24 protein-coding genes are annotated in these 22,883 nt (G+C 66.0%); 14 read left to right on the top strand and 10 right to left on the bottom strand.

All coding sequences use genetic code 11. The features are described from left to right. The first annotated feature begins 90 nt into the window (after positions 1–90). Positions 91–1,713: a mucoidy inhibitor MuiA family protein gene (locus tag E4S58_RS10685; RefSeq protein WP_136636391.1), complete on the top strand. Its 1,623-nt coding sequence runs from the start codon at positions 91–93 to the stop codon at positions 1,711–1,713. A gap of 48 nt (positions 1,714–1,761) precedes the next feature. Here the strand turns inward: E4S58_RS10685 and E4S58_RS10690 are convergent, their stop codons facing one another. Further along, a complete protein-coding gene (locus E4S58_RS10690; protein ID WP_136636392.1) occupies positions 1,762–2,412 on the bottom strand; it encodes a carbonic anhydrase in 651 nt (216 codons plus the stop codon). Positions 2,413–2,618: 206 nt separating this feature from the next. Here E4S58_RS10690 and E4S58_RS10695 point away from each other — a divergent pair, with 206 nt between their 5' ends. From E4S58_RS10695 to E4S58_RS10705, 3 genes are all read left to right on the top strand, one after another. Next, positions 2,619–2,963, top strand: a complete 345-nt coding sequence (locus E4S58_RS10695; RefSeq protein WP_240789528.1) for a hypothetical protein — start codon at positions 2,619–2,621, stop codon at positions 2,961–2,963. A gap of 68 nt (positions 2,964–3,031) precedes the next feature. Beyond that, a complete protein-coding gene (locus E4S58_RS10700; RefSeq protein ID WP_136636394.1) occupies positions 3,032–4,417 on the top strand; it encodes a leucyl aminopeptidase family protein in 1,386 nt (461 codons plus the stop codon). Beyond that, positions 4,414–5,283: a C40 family peptidase gene (locus tag E4S58_RS10705; RefSeq protein WP_136636395.1), complete on the top strand. Its 870-nt coding sequence runs from the start codon at positions 4,414–4,416 to the stop codon at positions 5,281–5,283. The genes E4S58_RS10700 and E4S58_RS10705 overlap by 4 nt, the downstream gene beginning before the upstream one ends. On the opposite strand, the gene E4S58_RS10710 is transcribed toward E4S58_RS10705, so the two are convergent. Continuing rightward, positions 5,284–5,628: a DUF2794 domain-containing protein gene (locus tag E4S58_RS10710; protein ID WP_136636825.1), complete on the bottom strand. Its 345-nt coding sequence runs from the start codon at positions 5,626–5,628 to the stop codon at positions 5,284–5,286. A 143-nt stretch (positions 5,629–5,771) separates the two neighbouring features. Here E4S58_RS10710 and pcaF point away from each other — a divergent pair, with 143 nt between their 5' ends. Continuing rightward, complete coding sequence (gene pcaF, locus E4S58_RS10715; protein ID WP_136636396.1) at positions 5,772–6,965, top strand: 3-oxoadipyl-CoA thiolase; 1,194 nt, start codon at positions 5,772–5,774, stop codon at positions 6,963–6,965. 105 nt (positions 6,966–7,070) lie between these two features. Here pcaF and map read toward each other — a convergent pair whose 3' ends face one another. Continuing rightward, positions 7,071–7,874 carry a type I methionyl aminopeptidase gene (gene map / locus E4S58_RS10720; protein ID WP_136636397.1) on the bottom strand — a complete coding sequence of 268 codons (804 nt, stop codon included), beginning with the start codon at positions 7,872–7,874 and terminating at the stop codon, positions 7,071–7,073. 79 nt (positions 7,875–7,953) lie between these two features. After that, the gene (sfsA, locus tag E4S58_RS10725) at positions 7,954–8,661 is read right to left on the bottom strand and encodes a DNA/RNA nuclease SfsA (RefSeq protein WP_136636398.1); all 708 of its coding nucleotides are present in this window, start codon (positions 8,659–8,661) and stop codon (positions 7,954–7,956) included. 49 nt (positions 8,662–8,710) lie between these two features. On the opposite strand from sfsA, the gene E4S58_RS10730 reads away from it, so the two are divergent. From E4S58_RS10730 to E4S58_RS10745, 4 genes are read left to right on the top strand one after another with little or no spacing between them, the layout of a single operon-like run. Continuing rightward, positions 8,711–9,436, top strand: a complete 726-nt coding sequence (locus E4S58_RS10730; protein WP_136636399.1) for a competence/damage-inducible protein A — start codon at positions 8,711–8,713, stop codon at positions 9,434–9,436. After that, entirely contained in the window at positions 9,429–10,151 is a 723-nt protein-coding gene (locus tag E4S58_RS10735; protein WP_136636400.1) for a GNAT family N-acetyltransferase, read from the top strand. The genes E4S58_RS10730 and E4S58_RS10735 overlap by 8 nt, the downstream gene beginning before the upstream one ends. A 1-nt stretch (position 10,152) precedes the next feature. Continuing rightward, positions 10,153–10,722 (top strand): peroxidase-related enzyme, encoded by a 570-nt coding sequence (locus E4S58_RS10740; protein ID WP_136636401.1) that lies wholly within the window; start codon positions 10,153–10,155, stop codon positions 10,720–10,722. Then, positions 10,723–11,655, top strand: coding sequence for an OmpA family protein (locus E4S58_RS10745; protein WP_240789529.1), 933 nt, complete (start codon positions 10,723–10,725; stop codon positions 11,653–11,655). Positions 11,656–11,742: 87 nt separating this feature from the next. Here the strand turns inward: E4S58_RS10745 and E4S58_RS10750 are convergent, their stop codons facing one another. Then, on the bottom strand, positions 11,743–12,669 hold the full coding sequence (locus E4S58_RS10750) for a LysR substrate-binding domain-containing protein (protein WP_136636402.1): 927 nt from the start codon (positions 12,667–12,669) through the stop codon (positions 11,743–11,745). Between the two features lie 114 nt (positions 12,670–12,783). Here E4S58_RS10750 and E4S58_RS10755 point away from each other — a divergent pair, with 114 nt between their 5' ends. Continuing rightward, positions 12,784–13,701 carry a DMT family transporter gene (locus E4S58_RS10755; RefSeq protein ID WP_205965380.1) on the top strand — a complete coding sequence of 306 codons (918 nt, stop codon included), beginning with the start codon at positions 12,784–12,786 and terminating at the stop codon, positions 13,699–13,701. A gap of 167 nt (positions 13,702–13,868) precedes the next feature. On the opposite strand, the gene E4S58_RS10760 is transcribed toward E4S58_RS10755, so the two are convergent. From E4S58_RS10760 to ilvD, 5 genes are all read right to left on the bottom strand, one after another. Further along, a complete protein-coding gene (locus E4S58_RS10760) occupies positions 13,869–14,774 on the bottom strand; it encodes a LysR family transcriptional regulator (RefSeq protein WP_136636403.1) in 906 nt (301 codons plus the stop codon). A 164-nt stretch (positions 14,775–14,938) separates the two neighbouring features. Further along, entirely contained in the window at positions 14,939–15,310 is a 372-nt protein-coding gene (locus E4S58_RS10765; protein ID WP_136636404.1) for a hypothetical protein, read from the bottom strand. A 12-nt stretch (positions 15,311–15,322) separates the two neighbouring features. Further along, complete coding sequence (locus tag E4S58_RS10770; protein WP_420821280.1) at positions 15,323–16,084, bottom strand: DUF6478 family protein; 762 nt, start codon at positions 16,082–16,084, stop codon at positions 15,323–15,325. 117 nt (positions 16,085–16,201) lie between these two features. Next, complete coding sequence (locus tag E4S58_RS10775) at positions 16,202–16,861, bottom strand: hypothetical protein (RefSeq protein ID WP_136636405.1); 660 nt, start codon at positions 16,859–16,861, stop codon at positions 16,202–16,204. Then, positions 16,848–18,605 carry a dihydroxy-acid dehydratase gene (gene ilvD / locus E4S58_RS10780; protein WP_136636406.1) on the bottom strand — a complete coding sequence of 586 codons (1,758 nt, stop codon included), beginning with the start codon at positions 18,603–18,605 and terminating at the stop codon, positions 16,848–16,850. The genes E4S58_RS10775 and ilvD overlap by 14 nt, the downstream gene beginning before the upstream one ends. Before the next feature lie 103 nt (positions 18,606–18,708). Between ilvD and E4S58_RS10785 the strand changes: the two genes are divergently transcribed. The 4 genes from E4S58_RS10785 to E4S58_RS10800 are packed head-to-tail and all read left to right on the top strand — an operon-like array spanning position 18,709 to position 22,753. After that, positions 18,709–19,566: a CPBP family intramembrane glutamic endopeptidase gene (locus E4S58_RS10785; RefSeq protein ID WP_136636407.1), complete on the top strand. Its 858-nt coding sequence runs from the start codon at positions 18,709–18,711 to the stop codon at positions 19,564–19,566. A gap of 2 nt (positions 19,567–19,568) precedes the next feature. Further along, positions 19,569–20,471, top strand: a complete 903-nt coding sequence (locus E4S58_RS10790; protein WP_136636408.1) for a CPBP family intramembrane glutamic endopeptidase — start codon at positions 19,569–19,571, stop codon at positions 20,469–20,471. A gap of 60 nt (positions 20,472–20,531) precedes the next feature. After that, a complete protein-coding gene (gene accD / locus E4S58_RS10795) occupies positions 20,532–21,473 on the top strand; it encodes an acetyl-CoA carboxylase, carboxyltransferase subunit beta (protein ID WP_136636409.1) in 942 nt (313 codons plus the stop codon). Beyond that, entirely contained in the window at positions 21,470–22,753 is a 1,284-nt protein-coding gene (locus tag E4S58_RS10800; protein ID WP_205965381.1) for a bifunctional folylpolyglutamate synthase/dihydrofolate synthase, read from the top strand. Before accD ends, E4S58_RS10800 begins: the two co-directional genes overlap by 4 nt. Positions 22,754–22,883: the final 130 nt, after the last annotated feature.

Here is a 22,883-nt window from a genome sequence, read left to right on the forward strand (position 1 = left end):
CCGGTCACCAAAAATGAACGGGGATGTCACTTGGCCTTTGCGATGGTTCGCGCGACAGTGCGCCGACACTACGGACAAGTGAGGTTTCCGATGCGCCGCCATGCTCTCGCCCTTTGCCTTCTGGCCATTCCCGCACCGCTCTGGGCTGATGACATCGCCGTCCCCAGCCGGGTGGCCGAGGCGACGGTTTTCCCGCAGGGGGCCACGCTGACCCGCGTGGCCAGCTACGAGATCCCCGCCGGGCGGCATCAGCTGATCCTGACCGACATGCCGCGCATCGATCCGGCCAGCCTGCGGCTGAATGCGCCCGGTCTGACCGTCGGCGCGATCCGCTACCGTGACGATTTCGTGCCGCCGCGCACTGACAGCCAGACCGCCGAATACGAGGCCGCCGAGGCGCTGGTGGAAGAGCGCGAACGCGCGGTCGAGGTGGCGCAGGACGCCGTCGCCTCGATCCAGATCGAAGCGGACACGGCGCGGGCACGGATCGCCTTTCTGGATGGCATCGGCCAGTCCAACGACCTCGCGCAGGTCAGCGCCGACAAGCTGCGCGAACTTGCGACCCTGATCGGAGAAGAGGGGCTGACCGCCCGTCGCGCCGTGCAGGCCGCCGAAACCCGCGTGCGCGAGGCGCAGCGCGCCGTGAAGGACGCGCGCGAGGATCTGGCGGATGCGGAGCAGGCGCTGAAGGCGCTGTCGACCGGATCGGGCGACCGGGCCTACCTGTCCATCGACGTCAGTTCCGACGGCGGCGCACAGGGCGAGATGGTGCTGACCTATACCGTGGCCGAAGCCTCGTGGACGCCGACCTATGATGTCCGGCTGGTGACACAGGGCGATGCCGGGCTGACCCTTCAGAACGGCGCCTACGTCGAACAGTCGACCGGAGAGGATTGGCGCAACGTGGCGCTGACCCTGTCGACCGTGCGTCCGTCGGGGCAGGGCCAGCCGGGAGAGGTCTGGCCCTGGCTGCGCCGGGCCATCGATCCGCAACGTCCCGAGCCGATGACGCTGGCGCGTGGATCGATGAAAGCCGCCGACATGGCCGTACCCGCACCGGTGATGGAGGAAGTGACCGCGACGTCACAGTTCGACGGCCTGTCGGTCACCTACAGCTATCCCGACCGGGTCAGCGTGGCGAACGAAGCCGATGCGGTGAAGATTTCCCTCGGCACGCTGGATTTCACGCCCGAGGTCTTTGCCCGCGCGGTACCGCTGTCGGACCCCACGGCGTTTCTTGCGGCCGAATTCACCAACGACAGCGGAGAGCTGATCCTGGGCGGCGGCGCGGCACAGTTCTATCTGGACGGCACCTTCGTCGGCCAGCGTTACCTTGACCTGATCGCCAACGGCGACAAGGCCGAGCTGTCCTTCGGCCCGATCGAGGGGTTGCGGCTGGAACGCGTGGTGCTGGACCGGCAGGAAGGCGATCGCGGCGTGATCACCCGCCGGAACGAACAGAACGAAGAGGTCCAGATCACCCTGCGCAACCTGACCGCGCGCAGCTGGTCGGTGCGCCTGCGCGACCGCGTGCCCTATTCGGAACAGGAGGATCTTGAGATTTCCTGGGATGCGCAGCCGGTGCCGACGGAAACCAACATCGACGATCTGCGCGGCGTGCTGGAGTGGCGCTTCGACATGGCGCCCAAGACAGACCAGCGGGTCGAGCTGAACCACCGCATCCGCTGGCCCGACGGCAAGGTCCTGCGCTAGGGCGCGGGACTGCAGGGACAGGCCCGGCGGCCTGTCCCGGTCGATGTGTCAGACCGCTTCGAAGCGGTCCTTTTCGGGGATGTACTGTTCCAGTCCGCCTTCGCCGATGTCGTTCCACAGCCCGTGCAGCGACAGGTCGCCCTTGTCGACGGCCTCTTTCACGAAGGGGAAGGTCATCAGGTTGTCCAGCGACACGAGGATCGCCTGACGTTCCAGCGCCCGGGCCTGGGCATCGTAGTCGGCGATGTCCTTGACGCGCTCGTAGCCGGGGCGCAGCAGGTCCATCCAGCGGCCGACGAAGCTTGATTTCTCTTCAAGCTCGGGCGCGTTGCCGGAACACATGTCGAGGCAGCCCTTGACGCCGCCGCAGCTGGAATGGCCCACGACCACCACATGCGCCACCTTGAGAGCGGTGACGGCATATTCGATCGCGGCCGAGGTGCCGTGCTGGTTGCCATCGGGTTCATAGGGCGGCACCAGCGCGGCGATATTGCGGTGAATGAAGAATTCGCCCTGATCCGCACCGAAGATCGCGGTGACATGCACGCGCGAGTCGCAGCAGGAAATGATCATCGCACGCGGGCGCTGTCCTTCGGTGGCAAGACGCTTGTACCACGACTTGTTGTCCGAAAAAGTCGTGGCCTGCCAGCCATGGAACCTTTGGACCAGATAGGCGGGGAGCGGCTTTGAGTGAGGCATGATCATCCTTTCGTCTTGGCGTCGGCCTGTCGCGTATATAGCGCGGCGGCCGCGCGGTTGAAGCGAATTTGAAACGTATTCTGCCGAGAATTCGCTTGTGACGAAAGGTTTTGGGAAGAGATCCCAGTCATAACCAGTGCTTGTGGGACGACGAACAAGGGTGTGAGAACGTGGATCAAGTAAGGATTCTAGCGCAGAACGAAGATGTGCGCCTCGATCCGGACCGGCTGCAATCGCTCTATGACCAGCTGGGCGAAGTCGGGGCCGAAGACGTGGTGTGCCGTGCGATGGAAGAACTGGCCGTCCGGCTGTCTCTGGTCGAACGGCTGTTCCGGCAGGACCGCATGGGCGAGATGCGCAAGGCGGCGCGGTCGTTGACCGGCATCGCCGAACAGATCGGCATGCATACGTTGTGCCGTGTGGCCAGCGACGTGACCATCTGCATCGATGACAACGACCGCGTGGCCTTGTCGGCGACCCTGTCACGTTTGCTGCGCATCGGGGAACGGTCACTGATGGAAATCTGGGACATGCAGGGCGTGCGGGTCTGACCCCGGAAAGCCCTTGCGGCGGCGTTGCATCGGGCTAGGCTCTGGCCAAATTCCCTGCGGAGACACCGATGCCCCTGACCTTTGCCCAAGACCCCGACGCGGCCCTGCCGCTTCACGTGATCGATGCCGACGCGCTGGAGGGCTGGCTGTCCGGCCAGGAGGCCGCCGTTCAGACGTGGGTCAAGGCGACAGGCTTCGCGGCGGGTCTGGGCGAGGTGACGTTGGTGCCCGATGCCAATGGCGCCCCCGTGATGGCACTGGCCGGATACGGCGCCGCTGCGCGCCGCGCGCGGGGGCGGTTCACGCTAGCCGCTGCGGCTGCCAAGCTGCCGCAGGGCGATTATCGTCTTGCGGGGGACCTGTCGGGTATCGCGGTCGAGGAGGAGGCCCTTGGATGGCTTCTCTCGGGCTATGCCTTCGACCGCTACGCCCCGGCCCATGGCACAACCGCCCGGCTGGTCGCCCCCGACGGGATCGACGCCGCGCGGATCGAGGCGATCGCGGCAGGCGAGGCTCTGACCCGCGACCTGATCAACACCCCGGCCAGCGACATGGGCCCGGAGGACCTGGAAGACGCGGCCGCTGGCCTTGCGACCGAATTCGGGGCGCGCTTCGACGTGATCCGGGGCGACGACCTGCTGGCGCAGAACTTCCCGATGATCCACGCGGTCGGCCGCGCCTCGCCCCGTGCGCCGCGCCTGATCGATTTCAGCTGGGGCACATCCGGGCCGAAGCTGACGCTGGTCGGCAAGGGCGTGTGTTTCGACACCGGCGGGCTGAACCTCAAGCCCGGTGCGTCGATGGGCCTGATGAAGAAGGACATGGGCGGGGCGGCCACGGTGCTGGGGCTTGCCCGGATGATTATGGCGCTGGATCTGCCGGTGCAACTGCGCGTGCTGATCCCGGCAGTTGAGAATTCGGTTTCCGGCAACGCCTTCCGCCCGCAGGACATCCTGACGGCGCGCAACGGGCTCACGGTCGAGATCAACAATACCGACGCCGAGGGGCGGCTGGTGCTGGCGGATGCCCTGGCACTTGGGGCCGAAGGCGAGCCGGACCTGATGCTGTCGATGGCGACGCTGACCGGGGCCGCGCGGGTCGCCGTGGGGCCGGATATCGCGCCCTTCTATTCCGATGACGAGGGCGTCGCGGCTGCGATCACGGGGGCGGCGGCACGGGTCGCGGATCCGGTCTGGCGGATGCCCTTCCATGCGCCTTACGAGGCGATGATCGAACCGGGTATCGCCGATCTGGACAATGCGCCCAAGGGCGGCTTTGCCGGGTCCATCACGGCGGCGCTGTTCCTGCGCCGCTTTGCCGGAGAGACCGCGCGTTATACCCATTTCGACATCTACGGCTGGCAACCCGCCGCCGCGCCCGCCCGCCCGAAAGGCGGCGTCGGTCAGGGCGCCCGCGCCGTGCTGGCCGCGCTGCCCGAGGTTCTGGGCCTGTGACCGACCGGCGTGTCCTGAAATCCAACGGCCGGGTCGCCGACCGGTCGCTGGAAGGCCAGGTCGAGGCCGAGCGGTTCGTCGACCCGCAACGGCACCGTGTCATCAGCGAGGTTACCCCCATCCTGACCCGGGGCGACGGGGAGGGCGCGCGGGATCGCGAACTGGTGTTCGGAGAGGCCTTCATGGTGCTTGATCTCGGCGAGGATCACGTCTTCGGGTTTGCCGAACGCGACGGGTTCGTCGGCTATGTCGCGGCCGAGGATCTGTCGGATCAGGACCACCGGCCGACGCACCGCGTCGTGGCCCCGACCTACTGGTTTTCGAACCCCGCGCTGAAGGATCCCGCGCCGGGTGTGCCCCTGTCGATCGGGTCGCTGCTGTCAGTGCGCGCGGTGACCCACGATCACTGCGACTGGGCCGAAGCCTGCCTGCCGGGCGAGGTTGGTGAGACCTGGGGGATCCACGTGCCGATGCCGCACCTCGCCCCGCTCGATCCGCCTGCGACCGATCCTGTGGCCGAGGCCGAGCGCTATCTGAACGTGCCCTACCTCTGGGGGGGCAACAGCAGCTTTGGCATCGACTGTTCGGGGCTGGTTCAGGCCGCCTGTCTCGCCTGTGGCATCCCCTGTCCGGGCGACAGCGACCAGCAGGCCGAAGGGCTGGGCCGCGAGTTGGAGGTCGGTGAACCGCTGGCACGCGGCGACCTGATCTTCTGGAAAGGGCATGTCGCCTGGGTGGTCGGTGACGGCCGCATCCTGCACGCGAATGCCCATCACATGGCGGTGGCCTACGAGGATCTGAACGGCGCCATCGCCCGGATCGAGGCGGCCGAAGGGCCGGTCACGGTACGTCGAAGGGTGCTCTGATCAGTCGACGGCGCGGATCAGCTTGCGCTCCAGCACGCGCAGCACGGTCTTCAGGTCTCCGCCGCGCTTGAGCACCTGACCATCCATGCCCACCACCGAATACATCCCCTGCTTCAGCCGCAGCTTCGGCCGCTTTTCGATCCGGTAGAGCGGGTTCTCGGCCGTGCGACGAAAGACGGAAAAGACCGCCATGTCCGACAGGGTGGAAATGCCGTAATCGCGCCATTCCCCGGCGGCGACCATGCGCCCATACAGCGACAGGATCACCGACAGTTCGGTCCGGTGAAACGCGACGCGCTCGGACTGCGGGGTATGGGGAAAGGGGGTCGGGTCTTGCACCGTCATACCCGAAGAGTTGATCGGATGCAGACGGAAATCAAGGGGTTTCACCGGTCGGCTGTCCGCATCGCGGAACGACCTTCCATGGAACTTGACCGCAGGGTTAGTTTCTTTCAGGTTGCGCGCAAATTGACCAAGAGGGGATCCCAATGACCGAAGCTTACCTGTGCGATGGCCTGCGTACACCGATCGGCCGCTATGGCGGAGGGCTGTCGACGGTGCGCCCCGACGACATGCTGGCCGGTGTCATGAAGGCCCTGATGGAGCGCAACCCGGGCGTCCAGATCGACGACGTCTACATGGGCTGCGCCAACCAAGCCGGCGAAGACAACCGCAACGTGGCCCGCATGTCGGCGCTGCTGGCGGGGCTGGGCGAAGATGTGCCGGGTGCCACCATCAACCGCCTGTGCGGTTCGGGCCTTGATGCCGTCGGCACGGCGGCCCGGGCGATCAAGTCGGGCGAGATGGAGGTGCTGATCGCCGGTGGCGTCGAATCCATGTCGCGCGCGCCGCTGGTCATGCCCAAGGCCGACAGCGCCTTTTCCCGCAAGGCCGAGATCTACGACACCACCATCGGCTGGCGCTTCGTGAACCGCGCCATGCACAAGCATTTCGGCACCGACTCGATGCCCGAGACGGCCGAAAACGTGGCGGACCAGTTCCAGATCGACCGCGCGGCGCAGGATGCCTTCGCCCTGCGCTCGCAAGAGCGTGCCGCCGCCGCCATCGCCTCGGGCCGCCTGGCCGAGGAAATCGTGCCGGTGACCATCCCGCAGCGGAAGGGTGACCCCAAGATCGTCGATACCGATGAACACCCCCGTGCGACCACGCTGGAGAAACTGGGCGCCCTGCCGACGCCGTTTCGTGAAAACGGGTCGGTCACGGCCGGCAATGCCTCGGGTGTGAACGACGGCGCCTGCGCGGTGATCATCGCGTCGGAAGCGGCGGTGAAGAAGTACGGCCTGACCCCGCGCGCCCGGATCACCGCCATGGCCACGGCCGGCGTGCCGCCGCGCATCATGGGCATCGGCCCGGCGCCTGCGACCGAAAAGCTGCTGGCGATGACCGGCTACGGCATCGGCGACATCGACCTGATCGAGCTGAACGAAGCCTTCGCGGCGCAGGGCCTTGCCGTCACCCGCCAGCTGGGCCTGCCCGATGATGCCGATCATGTGAACCCGAACGGCGGCGCGATCGCGCTTGGTCACCCGCTTGGCATGTCCGGCGCACGTCTTGCCCTGACGGCCGGTCTGTCGATGGGCCACATGGGTGCGAAGCGCGCGATCTGCACCATGTGCATCGGCGTGGGCCAGGGCATCGCCCTGATGCTCGAAGCAGTCTGACAGACACCCTGCCCGAAAACACGAAAGGCGCGGTTGATCCCGCGCCTTTTCTTCTCCTGGTCCGAAATACCTCGGGGTCCGGGGCAGCGCCCCGGCGGGCCGGGATCAATAGGTCGGGTGGAATTTGCCCGCAGGTGACAGGGTAAAGATCTCGACCCCGTTGGCCGTCACGCCGACCGAATGTTCGAACTGCGCCGACAGCGACTTGTCGCGGGTCACGGCGGTCCAGTCGTCGGCCAGCACCTTGGTTTCCGGACGGCCCAGGTTCACCATCGGTTCGATGGTGAAGAACATCCCTTCCTCAAGCGTCGGGCCACTGCCGGGTCGGCCATAGTGCAGCACGTTCGGGGGCGCGTGGAACACCCGGCCCAGCCCGTGGCCGCAGAAATCGCGCACGACGGACATGCGGTTGGCTTCGACGAAGCTCTGGATGGCATAGCCGATGTCGCCGAAGGTGTTGCCGGGCTTCACCGCCTCGATGCCCTTCATCAGGGCGTCATGGGTGATTTCGATCAGCCGTTCGGATTTGCGCGACAGCTTGCCCGCGACGTACATGCGGCTGGTGTCGCCGTACCAGCCATCGACGATCACGGTGACGTCGATATTGAGGATATCGCCGTCCTTCAGCTTCTTGTCGCCGGGGATGCCGTGACAGACCACGTGGTTGATCGAGATGCAGGAGGCGTGCTTGTACCCCTTGTAGCCGATCGTGGCCGAAGTCGCGCCGGCCGCATTGACCTTCTCTTCGATCATGCGGTCGATCTCACCGGTCGTCTGGCCGGGGAAGACGTGTTCGGCGACCTCGTCGAGGATCTGCGCCGCCAGCTTTCCGGCGGCATGCATCCCGGCAAAATCCGCCTCCTGATAGATGCGGATTCCGTCGCGGGTTATCTGGCCTTTGTCGTCCAAGGCGGTCCTCTCGGCGTGGTTTGCGCCCTAGATAGGACGTTTTTCGCGCAGGTACAACGGATCGCACCCGGGCCGCGGATCAGGCGAAGGGCAAGGCCGGGCCTGCGGTGATCTCTTGCGCAGAGATGATCGAGGACAGGGCCAGCACCTCGACCCCCGAGGCCCGTGCCGCTGTGATGGCCGCCGCATAGGCCGGGTCGATGTCAGCCGCCACGGTGACGCGGTCGGCGTCCGACCGCTGCACAAGGAACAGCACCATGGCCCGGTGCCCCGCCTGCGTCATGGCGGCCAGCTCCTCCATGTGGCGGGCGCCACGGGCGGTGACGCTGTCGGGAAACTCGGCCAGGCCGGGCTGGCGGGACAGGGTGACGGATTTCACCTCGACATAGACATCGGGCAGGGTCGGCGTGGCCTCGGCCCGCAGCAGGAAATCGATCCGGCTTTTTTCGCCGTACTTCTGTTCCGGCAGCACCGTTGAATAGTCGCGCAGGGCCTCGATCCGGCCTGCCAGCAGCGCCTCTTTCACCACGCGGTTCGCGATGGCCGTGTCGACCACCGTGAAGGTGCCCGCCTGATCGACCAGCCGCCAGCCGTACTTCAGCTTTTTCTTCGGATCGTCGTTGGGTTCGACCCAGATCTTCGTGCCGGGATCGGCCAGCCCCAGCATCGAGCCGGGGTTGGCACAATGGGCCGTCACCTCGGTCCCGTCCTCAAGCCGGATATCGGCGAGAAACCGTTTGTAGCGGCGGATCAGCGTGGCCGGAACAAGGGGGGTGGGAAAGCGCATGGGGCCGGCCTATACCTTTTCGCAGCCTGAAAACAAGCCGGAGCGCCCCATGCCTAACCCTACTGCCGCCATGTTGGTCATCGGGGATGAAATCCTGTCGGGCCGCACGCGGGATTCGAACATGCACCACCTTGCCAACGAACTGACCCGGGTCGGGATCGATCTGAAAGAGGTGCGCGTCGTGGGGGACGAGGCCGACCAGATCGTCGCGGCCGTGCAGGCGCTGTCGGGGGCGTTCGATCACGTTTTCACGTCCGGGGGGATCGGGCCGACACATGACGACATCACCGCCGATTGCGTGGCGCAGGCCTTTGACCGCCACATCGACGTGCGCGACGACGCCCGCAAGCTGCTGACCGAGGCCTACACCGCCCGGGGCGTCGAGGTGACCGAGGCACGGCTGCGCATGGCGCGGATTCCCGACGATGCGGCGCTGATCGAAAACCCGGTGTCGACCGCGCCCGGTTTCACCGTGGAAAACGTGCATGTCATGGCCGGGGTGCCCGCCGTGTTCGAGGCCATGGTCGCCTCGGTCCTGCCGAAACTGACCGGGGGCACGCCGCTGCTGAGCCAGACCTGGCGCGTGATGCAGCCCGAGGGTGACATCGCCGGGCCGCTGCGGGCGCTGGCCGAGGAATACGACGACCTGTCCTTCGGGTCCTATCCGTTCAGCCTCAACGGTGTCTTCGGCGCCAATGTCGTGGTGCGCGGCACGGATGGCGGGCGGCTGGACGCGGCGATGGTCAAACTGCAAGAGGTGTTTCCCAGTGCCTGAGCTTTCCAAGATCTTCGACGCCGTCGACGTCACCTGGCCCGCCGAGGAAAAGATCGCCTGCGGGCCGATCACCCTGCGGCGCAGTTCCGGCGGTGGCAAGCGGGTGTCGGCGGCCACGGTCGACGACGCGATCACCACGCAGGACATCGAGGCGGCCGAGGCGCGGATGCGGGACATGGGTCAGACGCCTCTCTTCTCGCTTCGGCCCGGCGACACGGCGCTGGACGACCTGCTGGCCGCGCGCGGTTATGCCGTGGTCGACCGGACCAATATCTACAGCTGCCCGATCGGCCTTCTGTCGGCGATGGAGACGGACGTCGAACAGGCCAGCCTCGCCGTCTGGGAGCCGCTGGCGATCCAGCTGGATTTCTGGGCGCGCGGCGGCATCGGACCGGATCGGATCGCGGTCATGGAACGGGCCGACTGCGCCAAGACCGCGATGATCGGGCGGCACGACAATTCGCCCGGCGGCACCTGCTATGTCGGTATTCACGGTGGCGTCGCCATGATGCACGCGCTTGAGATCATCACCGAGGCCCGCCGTGTCGGCATGGGCCGCGCGATGACCGTGCAGGCCGCGCAATGGGCCAAGGACGAAGGCGCGACCGACTTTACCTGTCTGTGCGTGGAACAGAACGCGGCGGCCAACGCCCTTTACAGCAAGCTCGGCATGGAAATCGTCGGGCAGTACCACTATCGCATCAAGGAGAGCTGATATGAGCCGCGACCTGCCGACCGCCCTGGACCTGCCGATGGTCGATCCACTGCCTGCGAGCACGCAGAAGTATTTCGACATCTGCGACGAAAAGCTGGGGATGGTGCCGAACGTGCTAAAGGCCCATGCCTTCGACATCGACAAGCTGAACGCCTTCACCGCGCTCTACAACGACCTGATGCTGGCCGACAGCGGGCTGACCAAGTTGGAGCGTGAGATGATCGCGGTGGTCGTCTCGTCGATCAACGGGTGCTTCTACTGCCTGACCGCCCATGGCGCGGCGGTGCGCGAACTGTCGGGCGATCCCAAGCTGGGCGAGATGATGGTGATGAACTACCGTGTCGCCGATCTGGACGCGCGGCAGCGGGGCATGCTGGATTTCGCCGCAAAGGTGACCGAGGCCTCGCGCAAGATCGAGGAAGCCGACCGGCAGGCCCTGCGGGACGTGGGCTTCTCGGACCGGGACATCTGGGACATCGCCAATGTCGCCGCCTTCTTCAACATGACCAACCGGGTCGCCAGCGCCACCGACATGCGGCCGAACGACGAATACCATTCGCAGGCGCGCTAGGTGCGGCTGGCCCTCGCGGCATACCTTGCGCTTGGCGTCGCGACCCCGGTGATGGCGTTCGAGCCGGGCAGCCTGCCCGAGGCGGCCGAGCCGACGCATGACCGGCAGGAAACCCCGGCGGCGCTGTCCGTTCCGGTTGGCGTGTATGATGGCACCCTGCCGATGCTCGAGGTCGAGGGCGCGCTGCGTGAACGGGCCTGGCGGGTGCCCTCGGCCGCCTTGTCGACCCTGCGGATCATCGAAGGGCTGCGGGTGGACCTGGCGCAGGGCGGCTATTTCACCATCCTCGACTGTCGCACGCAGGCCTGCGGCGGGTTCGATTTCCGCTTTGGCCTGCCGGTCCTGCCGGCCCCGGCTATGAACGTCGATCTCTTCGACTTCCGCGTGCTGGTCGCGCAGAAGGGCGAGGGGCCGGGCGCGGAATATGTCTACATCCTTGTCAGCCGGGGCCGCAGCAATCGCTTTGTCCAGGTGATGGAGGTCGTGACGACCCCCGAGGATCAGCCCGCGCCCGAGGCCTTGGCCATCACCCCGGCCGAGTCGCCACCCGAGACGCCCGAGATCATCACGCGCCTACAGGACTCCGGTCACGTCGTTCTCAAGGACCTCGACTTCGCATCGGGCGCGGGCACCCTGTCGGACCGCAGCTATGCCACGCTCGAGGCACTGGCGGGCTACCTCAAGGCCAACCCCGCCCGGATCATCGCTCTGGTCGGCCACACCGACGCGACCGGATCGCTCGAGGCGAACACCGCCCTGTCCCGCAAACGCGCCGAGGCCGTCCGCGCGAGGCTGATCGGCAAGTACGAGGTGCCGGGCGGGCAGGTGGTGGCACAGGGCGCGGGCTATCTGGCGCCGGTGGCGTCGAACCTGACGCAGGCGGGACGGGAAGCGAACCGCCGGGTCGAGGCGGTGCTGCTGGCGGCGGAGTGAGGGGGGGTGAGGAACAGGTGAGGGTTGTGGTGAAGGTCGGCATCGAGCCCATCCAAGACATTCGCATCATCCTCGGAGCAGCATTGGTCAGCCAGAAATGGTGTCAGCACTGATGCTCAAGATTTCGCTTCGAAGCCAATTTCGCAACGCACTGATGCGTGGGTCGTCCGCCTCGCCATCCCGATAGACCAGGTCATAACCGCGCCCGGCAGGCAGCGTGATGTCGGGAAAAAGCGCCACCAGTCGCCCTGCGGAAATGTCGTCCGTGACAAGGGCGCTGCGCCCCAGGGCCACGCCTTCACCACGCAATGCAGCTTCGATGACAAGACTGCCATGGCTGAGCGTCGGCCCCTTGCGATGGTGCCCTGTTACACCTGCGGTGGCGAACCATCGTTCCCAGTTCGGCAGGCGGCGGTCGTCGTGAAGCACCCGCTCCTCCCGGATCAGGTTGCAGGCCAGCAGGTCGGCGGGGGTGGCAATGCCTCCCACGCGCGCCCGATAGTCCGGCGCGCAGACAGGCCCGATCGTCTCGTCCAGCAGACGTTCCCAAGTTGCGCCGGGGTAAGGCCCGTTGCCGTAGCGGATCGCCGCATCGACGCGTCCGTCGGTCAGATCCACGTTGATGTCGCTCACGTCCAGCCGCACATCGACCTCGGGCATCTGTTGCATCAGACCGGCGAGGCGGGGGGCAAGCCATCGGCTGAAGGAGACGCTGGTCGTGAGGGTGAATCGCGTGCCGGTGTCCCTGGCGCGCAGGCGCTCGGCTTCTCGCGTCAATTCGGCAAGGCTTCTGCTGACCACCTGATGAAGGGCCGCGCCGTCTTCGGTCAATGCCAAGCTCCGTGTCATCCGGCGGAACAGTCTGACGCCAAGATCGTCCTCAAGCGTCCTGATCTGGCGGCTGACCGCGCCGGGGGTCACGTTCAGCTCCGCCGCCGCCAAGGCCATGCTGAGCAGCCGTCCGGTCGCCTCGAAGGCTCTGAGCGTCTGTAGCGGCGGGGGCAATGCGGGCATCCTGGGCCTCATGATTGATCTGAGCGCAATCATAACAGGAAAAATGATCGTTTGTCAGTTGGGTATATGGCGCGCCATAGGTGATCGAAACGCAACCAATACTGGGGGGCAGCCATGTCTGACGCCACGATCACGCCAACATCACTCAACGTCAGCCGCATCACTTTGCTCAGCGTGGCCGGGATGCTGCTTCTGGCGGTGATCTGGGGGCTGTCCATCCCGATCACGAAGCTCGGCCTTGAGACCATGCCGCCGATGGTGCTGACTGCGCTGCGGTTCGGTGTCGCTGTGCCCTTCCTGTTTCTCTTCGCGATCGGGCGTCACCGCATTCCCCTGCGCGTCCTGCCCAAGGTCGCCGCCCTTGGATTGCTGGGGATCGGCGTCGGCCAGGTGTCCCAGACTTTCGGCATTGCAGAGGCGTCTGCCTCTGTCAGCACGATCATCTCGGCGATGATCCCGATCTTCATCGTGATTTTCGCGGCCATTCGTCTGGGGCAGTCCGTGTCCCTGCGGCAGAAACTGGGTCTCGCGGGAGCCTTCGGTGGCATCGCCCTTGTCGCGCTGGATCGTGGCGGGGCGGCTGCCGGAGTCATTGAGACCACACTCGCAGGCGCGGCGCTCGTCCTGCTCTCGGCGCTGACCATTGCGTTCTACTATGTCTGGAGCGTAGAGCAGACCAACCGCTACGGAACGGTTACGGTGGCAGCATGGAGCACTCTGGCGGGCTTCCTGGCCATCGTGCCATTCGCCCTGCATGAGGCCGCCACGACGCCGTTCACAGTCGAGCCCAAGGCGATCGCGTCGGCCGTCTACCTTGGGCTGGCCGTGACGGCTGCGGGGCTGTTCCTGTGGCTCTGGTTGCTGCGCACCATCCCGGCCCGGATTGCGGCCAGTGTCCAGTTCCTTCAGCCAGTCTTCGGGATCGGGGCCTCGGCGGCGCTCTTTGGGGACCGTATGGGCGGTCTTTTCCTGATCGGAGTTGCGTTTGTTCTTGCCGGCGTCGCGCTCACCGTCATCGCGCAGCGAAAGTGAAGGTAGGGCAACGGCAGCTTTGTTCGCACAGCAGGCCTTCGTCCCGCGTTTGGCGGAAATCAAACACCCATCCCCCATCCTACTCCCCCCAAGGAAAAACCCCGGCGAGTCCGCCGGGGTCCAGGTGGCCTGATGTCAGGCAGGGGAAGGAAATCGTCAGGTGGGGCTCACCACTTGTCGGGGCCTTTTTCGTTGAAGCTCCGGACAAGGAAATCGATGAAGGCACGGACCTTGGGCTGGGTGAACCGGCCCGGCGGGTAGACCGCGTAGATGCCCTGGGTCTCGACCGGCAGGTCGGGGATCGCGTCCTCGACCAGGCCCTGCGCCATGGCGTCGGCATAAAGGAACGACGGCAGGTAGGCGATGCCCAGGCCCGAGATCGCGGCGTTCAGCAGCGACTGCCCGTCGTTGACCGACAGCCAGCCGGCGGTGCGGACCTGGCGCTTTTCGCCCGAGGGCGCGGTCAGTTTCCAGACGTTGCCCGAAGCCTGCGACGAGTAGTGCAGAAGCTTGTGTTCGTTCAGGTCGTCGATCTTGCCGGGGCGTCCGTATTTCTCGAAGTACGAGGGCGCCGCGATCATCCGCTTGTTGGTGTCGGTCAGCTTGCGGGCGCGCAGGGTGCTGTCCTCGAGCTCGCCGATGCGGATGGCCATGTCGAACCCTTCGGAGATCAGTTCGACGTAGCGGTTGTTCAGCACCATGTTGACGGTGATGTCGGGGAACTCGGCCAGAAACTCACCCAGCACGGGGCTTAGATGATTCACGCCAAAGTCGGTCGCGACCGAGATGCGCAGCAGGCCCGAGGGGGCGGACTGCATCGAGGTGACCAGCGCATCCGCTTCGCCCGCGTCGTTCAGGACGCGGCGGGCGCGGTCGTAGTAGGCCAGGCCGATCTCGGTCGGGGACACACGACGCGTGGTCCGGTTGAGAAGACGTGCGCCCAATCGTGCTTCCAAGGAGGAAACATGCTTGGACACGGCGGATTTCGAGATCCCCATCTTCTTGGCCGCGTCGGTGAAACCACCTTGATCCACGACCGTCGCAAATGCTTCCATTTCTGTCAGACGGTCCATTGCTCTAACCTTTCTGCCTCATAGTTTCGGTTGCCTTGACGCAAGGTATCGACGCCAATTCGGGCGCAATCCGGGCGGGGCATCGTCAATTACGGGGTAATGTCGGGATCGTTTATGGACGGGAAACAGGGAAACAGGGCGTTTCCCGCCACATTTGAAACGATCTAGGCGGTTTCGACGCAATGTCGCCGGAAAGCCCGCTTGAGCATGTCCAGTTCGGCCCGCAGCAGGTCGATCTCGGCCTGCATTGTTTCGTCCGCGGTCTCGCCTGCGATTATGGCAGCACTGTTCAGAACGTCGCCGGTCTTGGCCTCGACGATGGTGATTGTCTGGATTCCGTCACAGATCGCGTTGACCGGGATGGCGAAGGACAGGCGCCAGTCGCCGTTGCCCGCCGGGCTGACCGTGACATCGTCAAGCGGCTTGTCGCGGAACCGGACCGCGACGCCGGGGCGGATGCCGTCGGGGACATCGGTGATGACGCCTTCCCACTGGCCGTTGGCAAGGCGTGTCTTGGTGACGGTCAGGACGCTCATCGCTCTCTCCTGTCAGAATTCCGCGCGCGGGCAGCGGGCAAAGGTGATGTCGCGCAGGGTGATCTGGTTCATCTGCGGGTCCTCAAAAATCAGGTCCAGCCAGGCCTTCTCAAGCCGCTTTTCGTTGAGGTTGGTGTAGGCCAGGTCGAATTCGACCATGGTTTCCGGCCCGGTCAGGGGCAGCTCTCGGACCACCTGTTCGGTGTTGGGGCCATGGACGATGTTGAGCCGGGCAAAGACCTCGAGCGGTTTTTCCAGCTCGATCGTGGCGGACAGGCGGACCAGGTGGGTCTTCTGCAGGCCGGTCAGGATGTCGCCGGGCAGGTCGATGGCCAGCGACAGGAAGGTGCCGTCGAAAGCGAAGACATCCATGCGCAACGAATAGGGGGCCAGGTCTTCCTCGCGGTCGTTGCGGATCTGCCTGAGCGACAGTTCCGAGCGGACGCAGTCATGATGCAGCGCAACCTCGTCGCCCAGGCGGGTGCGGGCGGGCACGGCCGCCATCCCGGTGACGGGCAGGGGCGCGCGCCACAGGTGCGGACGCCAGGACCAGTCGGTGCCGTGGGGTGTCGGAAAGATCGTCGATCCGACCGCCGGAAGCGCCAGGCGTTCGTCTGCCGTATGGATCACCTGGTCCAGCGTCTGCCGCAGGCTGCGGGCGCGGGTGCGCAGGGTGCGCAGGGCCGGGATGGGAAGGGTGCGGGCCGCGCGGGCCTCGGCGCGCCACAGACGTTGTTCGCGTTTGAGGAAGAGCTTTCGCAGTATCGACCGTATCGCCGTCGCCATGGGTGCCCGTGCCAAGCCTGTTGCCGTCCTGTGTGTCGCCGGTCGTGCCGCCGTTGGCCGTTTATGGCACGGAAACCCCTGCGGGACTATTGCCTAATCCGGGGCTCAGCCGTCGGGCTTCTGGACCGCGATGCTGTCGCCGGTCACGGTCCCCGTGGTGGCCTGCCGGATGTTTGTAACGAGCGACATCAGCAGATCGCGCCCGCCACGCCCGCTGGCGGCGCCGCCTTCGGTCGAATAGGCGGCAAGGCCAAGCGTATGGCCCGCGACCTGCATCACCCCGCGCCAGTGGACCGGCGTGGCGTTGCGGGTCGCCCGCTGGCCGCCGTCGGACAGCTGGACGTAGATCACCCCGTTGCGGGTGGTCTGGTTCAGAACCTTGGCGGGGCCGAAGGTGGCGGCGATCTGGCTGGCCGTGGGCAGGGGCGTATCGTCCGAGGACCGCACGGCGGTCACGGTCATGAAGGACAGCGAACTGACGCCCTCGATCTCGCCCCGGGTCAGAAGATCGCATTGCGCGACAAGGGCGAACTGGCGTGCGCCGGACGACCGCAGGGACTTGGCGTCGATGCAGTAGCCCGCCGGGCCGCGCACCGTGATCTGGCCCGCGTCGAGTTCCGCCATGGGCAGGGCATTGCCGTTGCCCGAGGCCGTGGGCAGGGCCATCTGGCAGCCCGACAGGGCCAGCGCGGCGCAGGCAAAAAGGGCCGGGATCGCCTTGGCGCGCCCGGCCCCCTTGGGGTCTGTCCGATCAGAGATCGGCATAGATGTGTTTTTCGGCCTTGCCGCCGGGATGCGTCACCGCGCCCAGATAGGTCTTGCCGACCAGCTGCGCATATTTCCACAGCGCGCCAGAGGCATAGATCGTGTCACGCGGACCGGCCCAGTCAGCCTTGCGCTGTTCCATCTCGGCGTCCGAGAGGTCCACGTCGATGGTGCCCGCGACCGCGTCGATGGTGATCATGTCGCCGTTCTTCAGCATGGCGATCGGACCGCCGTGGGCGGCCTCGGGCCCGACGTGACCGACACAGAAGCCACGGGTCGCACCCGAGAAGCGGCCGTCGGTGATCAGCGCGACCTTTTTGCCCATGCCCTGACCGGACAGGGCGGCGGTGGTGGCCAGCATTTCGCGCATGCCGGGGCCGCCGGCGGGGCCTTCGTTGCGGATGACGATGACCTCGCCTTCCTTGTATTCGCGCTTCTGCACGGCGGCGAAGGCATCCTCTTCACATTCGAAAACGCGGGCCGGGCCGGTGAACTTCTGATCCTCGGGCTTGATGCCCGCGACCTTCACGATGGCACCTTCCGGGGCGAGGTTGCCCTGCAGGCCGACGACGCCACCGGTCTTGGTGATCGGGGTCTCTACGGGGAAGATGACCTTGCCGTCCGCCTTGCGCTTCACGGTGTCCAGCTCTTCGCCCATGGTCTTGCCGCTCGCGGTGATGCAGTCCTCGTGAATGAGGCCCGCCTTGCGGAGTTCGTTCATCACGACGGGGATGCCGCCGACATCGAACAGGTCTTTCGCCACATAATCGCCGCCCGGCTTCAGGTTCACGAAATAGGGCGTGTCGCGGAAGATCTCGCAGACGTCCTGCAGGGTGAACTCGATCCCGGCCTCGTGGGCGATGGCGGGCAGGTGCAGACCGGCGTTGGTCGATCCGCCGGTGCAGGCCACGACACGCGCCGCGTTTTCCAGCGACTTGCGGGTCACGACGTCCCGGGCGCGGATGTTCTTTTCGATCAGGTTCATGACCGCGCGGCCCGAGGCTTCGCCGTACTGGTCGCGCGATTCATAGGGCGCCGGCATGCCAGACGAGTTCAGCAGCGCAAGGCCGATCGCTTCGGAGACACATGCCATGGTGTTGGCGGTGAACTGACCGCCGCAGGCCCCCGAAGACGGGCAGGCGACGCGTTCGAGGATGTCGAGGGCCGCGTCCGAAAGTTCGTTGTTCTGGTGACGGCCGACCGCTTCGAACATGTCCTGCACGGTCAGGTCGCGGGTGCGGAAATCCTCGGGGATCTCGTCGATCTGGGGCGCCTTGCCCGGCAGGATCGAGCCGCCGTAGATGAAGACCGACGGCACGTTCAGACGCACCATCGCCATCATCATGCCCGGCAGCGACTTGTCGCAGCCCGCAAGGCCGACGATCGCATCGTAGCAATGGCCGCGCATGGTCAGTTCGACCGTGTCGGCGATGGCTTCGCGCGAGGCGAGCGAGGACCGCATGCCTTCGTGGCCCATGGCGATGCCGTCGGTCACGGTGATGGTGGTGAATTCGCGCGGCGTGCCTTCGGCGGCTTTGACGCCCAGCTTCACGGCCTGCGCCTGACGGCTCAGCGCGATGTTGCAGGGGGCGGCTTCGTTCCAGCAGGTCGCCACGCCGACGAGGGGCTGGTGAATTTCGTGCTCGGCAATGCCCATGGCATAGAGGTACGACCGGTGCGGCGCGCGCTCCGGGCCTTCGGTGACATATCGGCTGGGCAGCCGGGATTTGTCGAACTTGGTCATGATAAGCCTCCCCGGTGTAACTGGCTGGCATCGGGATAAATGACGCCACCCGGGCAGACAAGGCCGATTGCGGCTGTCGCAACAGCGGGATAGCGTCTCGCGCATGACCTATGACGCGCAGGACATCCTGACCGAGCGGGCCCGTCCCCGCGCCGAAGCATGGCGGACCGCCGTCGGGATTGCCCTTCTTGCGGCCGGCACGCTGGCGCTGACCGCGCTGTGGGTGGCCGTGGTGCCCTTTTTCGGCATCCGGGGGATCGAGCCGGGCACGACGCCCGCCGGCATGATCTGGATCCTGTCGTCCTTCCTGTGCCCGATGCTGACCCTGTGGCTGGTGATGCAGCTTTTGCACCATAGGACGCTTCTGTCGCTGGTCGGGCCGCTTGGGCCGGCGGTCTACCAGTTCGGGCGCGTCCTGATGGTGCAGGCGGCGGTGCTGACGCTGGCGCTGATCCTGCCCTCGCCACAGGGGATGGAGCCGGTGGCGCATCTGGCTTTCTCGCGCTGGCTGGTCTGGTTGGGGCCCGCGGTGGTGCTGCTGATGGTGCAGATCGGAGCGGAGGAGCTGATCTTCCGCGGCTACCTTCAATCGCAGCTTGCGGCGCGGGTCCGGTCACCGATCGTCTGGCTGGGCCTGCCTGCCGTTCTGTTCGCCCTGCTGCATGTCGATCCGTCGGCGGGCGACAACAAGTGGGGCGTCGTCGGGGTGACGCTGCTGTTCGCGCTTGCGGCGGGCGATCTGACCGCGCGGACCGGCACGCTTGGACCGGCGCTGGCGATGCATCTGTCCAACAACTTCGGGGCGCTGATGCTGGTCGGAGCCAAGGGGCCGATGCAGGGGCTGGCGCTGTACCTGATGCCGGTCGACATGGCCGACCCGTCGCTTGCGCCGATGCTGGCGCTCGAGGCGCTGCTGATCCTCGTGTCCTGGCTGGGCGCGCGGATCGTGCTGAGGGTCTGAAGATGTCGGGCTACGCGCCGCATGCCGGGTACGTGGCGCCGGCCCGCCGGTCGTCGGCGCTGTTTTATACGCTGATCGGGTTCCTGGCGGTCGAATTCTTCTACCGGATCGGCCGGGATGCCCTGGATTTCTTCGCCTTCAACCTTGCCCCCGACCGGATTGGCCAACTGCTGGCGCCCGACACGGCGGCCGGCGCGCTTTACGACCTGTTTGCCTTCGGGGTGCTGGGGCTTGCCGTGATCTTCGTGGTCTGGATGACGCATCACCGCGGGCCGCGCAGCCTGCTGGGCGATGCGCAGGTCTGGAAACACGACATGCTCCGCGCGACCGTGGGTGGGGCACTGCTTTACCTCGTGCTCGAGATCGTGGTGCCGTGGTGGACCCCGTCCGAGGCGACGTTGAACCCGCTTGGTCCGTGGCTGTTGTATCTGCCCTGGGCGCTGGTGGCGCTGCTGATCCAGACCGGGGCAGAAGAGATCTTCTATCGTGGCTACCTGCAACAGCAGATCGCGGCGCGGTTTTCCTCTCCGCTGGTCTGGCTGACGGTGCCCAATATCGCCTTCGCGTCGGTGCATTGGTACAACGGCGACGGCTATGCGGATTCCGTACAGTACGTCATCTGGGCCTTCCTGTTCGGCCTGGCGGCCAGCGACCTGACCGCGCGGACCGGATCGCTTGGGGCGGCGATCGGGTTTCACATGGCCAACAACATCTTTGCCTTTCTCGTGGTCGAAGAGGTCGGGGCGCCCGACAGCGGGCTGGCCCTGTTCCTCGTGTCGCCCCTGCCGGACACCGGTGAGCTGGTGTTGCCGGACCCGTCGCCGGTGGTCACGCTTGGCTTCGGAATCGACCTGGCGATCCTGGCCCTAGCCTGGCTTGCGGTGCGGGTGGCGGTCAGGCGTTGATTGCATTCCGGGCGGCAAGGGCCTATCTGGACAGAAATCCGCAACCGCTCTGGACGCGACATGAACTGGATCACCAACTACGTCCGCCCGAGGATCAACTCGATTTTCTCGCGCCGCGAAGTCCCCGAAAACCTCTGGTCGAAATGCTCGGAATGCGGAACGATGCTGTTCCACCGCGAGCTGGCCGAGAACCTGAACGTCTGCACCTCGTGCGGGCATCATATGGCGATTTCGCCACGTGACCGGTTCAAGGCGCTGTTCGACGGCGGGGTGTTCGTCGAGGTGAAGGTGCCCGACCCGGTGGCCGACCCGCTGCATTTCCGCGATCAGAAACGCTATCCCGACCGGATGAAGGCGGCGCAGCGCGACACCGGCGAACACGAGGCCATGCTGGTCGCCGAGGGCGAGATGGGCCAGACCGGTATCGTCGCCGTGGCGCAGGATTTCTCGTTCATGGGCGGCTCCATGGGGATGTACGTCGGCAATGCGATCATCGCCGCCGCCGAACGTGCGGTGAAGCTGAAGCGGCCGCTGGTGCTGTTTTCCGCCGCCGGGGGCGCGCGGATGCAGGAAGGCATCCTGTCGCTGATGCAGATGCCGCGGACGACCGTGGCCGTGCAGATGCTGAAAGAGGCTGGTCTGCCCTATATCGTGGTGCTGACGCATCCCACGACAGGCGGCGTGACCGCATCCTACGCAATGCTGGGGGACGTGCAGATCGCCGAACCCAATGCGCTGATCTGCTTTGCCGGGCCGCGCGTGATCGAACAGACGATCCGTGAAAAGCTGCCCGAAGGGTTCCAGCGGGCCGAGTACCTGCTGGATCACGGCATGCTGGACCGCGTGACCAAGCGGACCGACATGCGGGACGAACTGATCACGATCACCCGGATGCTTCTGGGGCTGCCGCCGGCGGTCAAGGGCACCCTGCCGAAACCCGAGGCAGAGGCCCCCGCGATCGAAGCCCCCGCCACGCCGGCCACACCGGGCGCCAAGAAGTGACCTCGCCGTCCTCGGATGTCATCCTTGAACGGATGATGTCGCTGCATCCCAAGGTGATGGACCTTGTGCTGGATCGCGTCTGGCGGCTTCTGGACGCGCTTGGCAATCCGCAGGACCGCCTGCCGCCGGTGATCCATATCGCCGGCACCAACGGCAAGGGATCGACGCAGGCGATGATCCGGGCCGGTCTGGAAGGGGCGGGGAAACGGGTGCATGCCTACACCTCGCCGCATCTGGCACGGTTTCATGAACGCATCCGTCTGGCCGGGGACCTGATCACCGAAGCGCATCTGACCGAAGTGCTGGACGAATGCTATGCGGTGAACGGCGGCGAACCGATCACATATTTCGAGATCACAACCTGCGCCGCGATCCTCGCGTTTTCGCGGACGCCCGCGGATTACACCCTGCTCGAGGTCGGGCTGGGCGGACGGCTGGACGCAACCAACGTGGTCGCCAAGCCCGCGCTGACGGTCATTACTCCGGTGTCCATCGACCACACCCAGTACCTTGGCAACACGATCCAGGCGATCGCCGGCGAGAAAGCCGGGATCATCAAGCGCGGGGTGCCTTGCGTTGTGGGGCCGCAGATGGAGGCAGGCCTTGAGGTGATCGAGGCGACCGCCGAACGGCTGGGCGCGCCGCTGATCGCGCAGGGCCAGCACTGGCATGTCTGGGAAGAACGCGGTCGGCTGGTGTTCCAGGACGAAACCGGACTGCTGGATCTGCCGCTGCCCGCCCTGCTCGGGGCGCATCAGATCGACAACGCGGGCGCGGCGCTGGCGTCGTTACGCGCGCTCGGCTTCGGCGAAGATGCTGCCGAAGCCGCGATGACCCGGGTCAGCTGGCCCGCCCGGATGCAACGCCTGCGCGCCGGTCCACTGGTCGAGGCCGCGGGCACTGCCGAACTGTGGCTGGACGGCGGGCACAACGCCTCGGCCGGCGAAGCTTTGGGTCGGTATCTGGCCGGACTGCCGGATCGCCCGACGCACCTGATCTGCGGCATGCTGAACACCAAGGACGTGCGCGGATACCTGCGACCCCTGGCAGCGCAGGCGGCGTCGCTGCACGCTGTGTCCATCCCCGGAGAGGCGGCCACGCTGTCAGCCGAGGAAACCGCAACCGCCGCGCGGGACGTCGGTATGGTCGCAACCGAAGCCGAAACCGTTCGCGCGGCGCTGGATGACATCGTGGCGCAGGACCCGCAGGCCCGGATCCTGATCTGCGGTTCGCTGTACCTGGCCGGTGAAATTTTGCGCGAAAACGTGCAGCCGGGTTAAGGCGAAGTTTCAAAACTGCGGGGCTGCACAAAAAATGTGGTCCGATTCGTCAAGAAACGAATCGCAACCGGTTGACCGATTCGCGATGATTCGCCTATCTTGGGTTTAGTTGTTAGACAGGCAATCCTCC

Origin of the sequence: Pseudooceanicola onchidii (genome assembly GCF_004959925.1) — a bacterium.
GTDB lineage: Bacteria > Pseudomonadota > Alphaproteobacteria > Rhodobacterales > Rhodobacteraceae > Pseudooceanicola > Pseudooceanicola onchidii.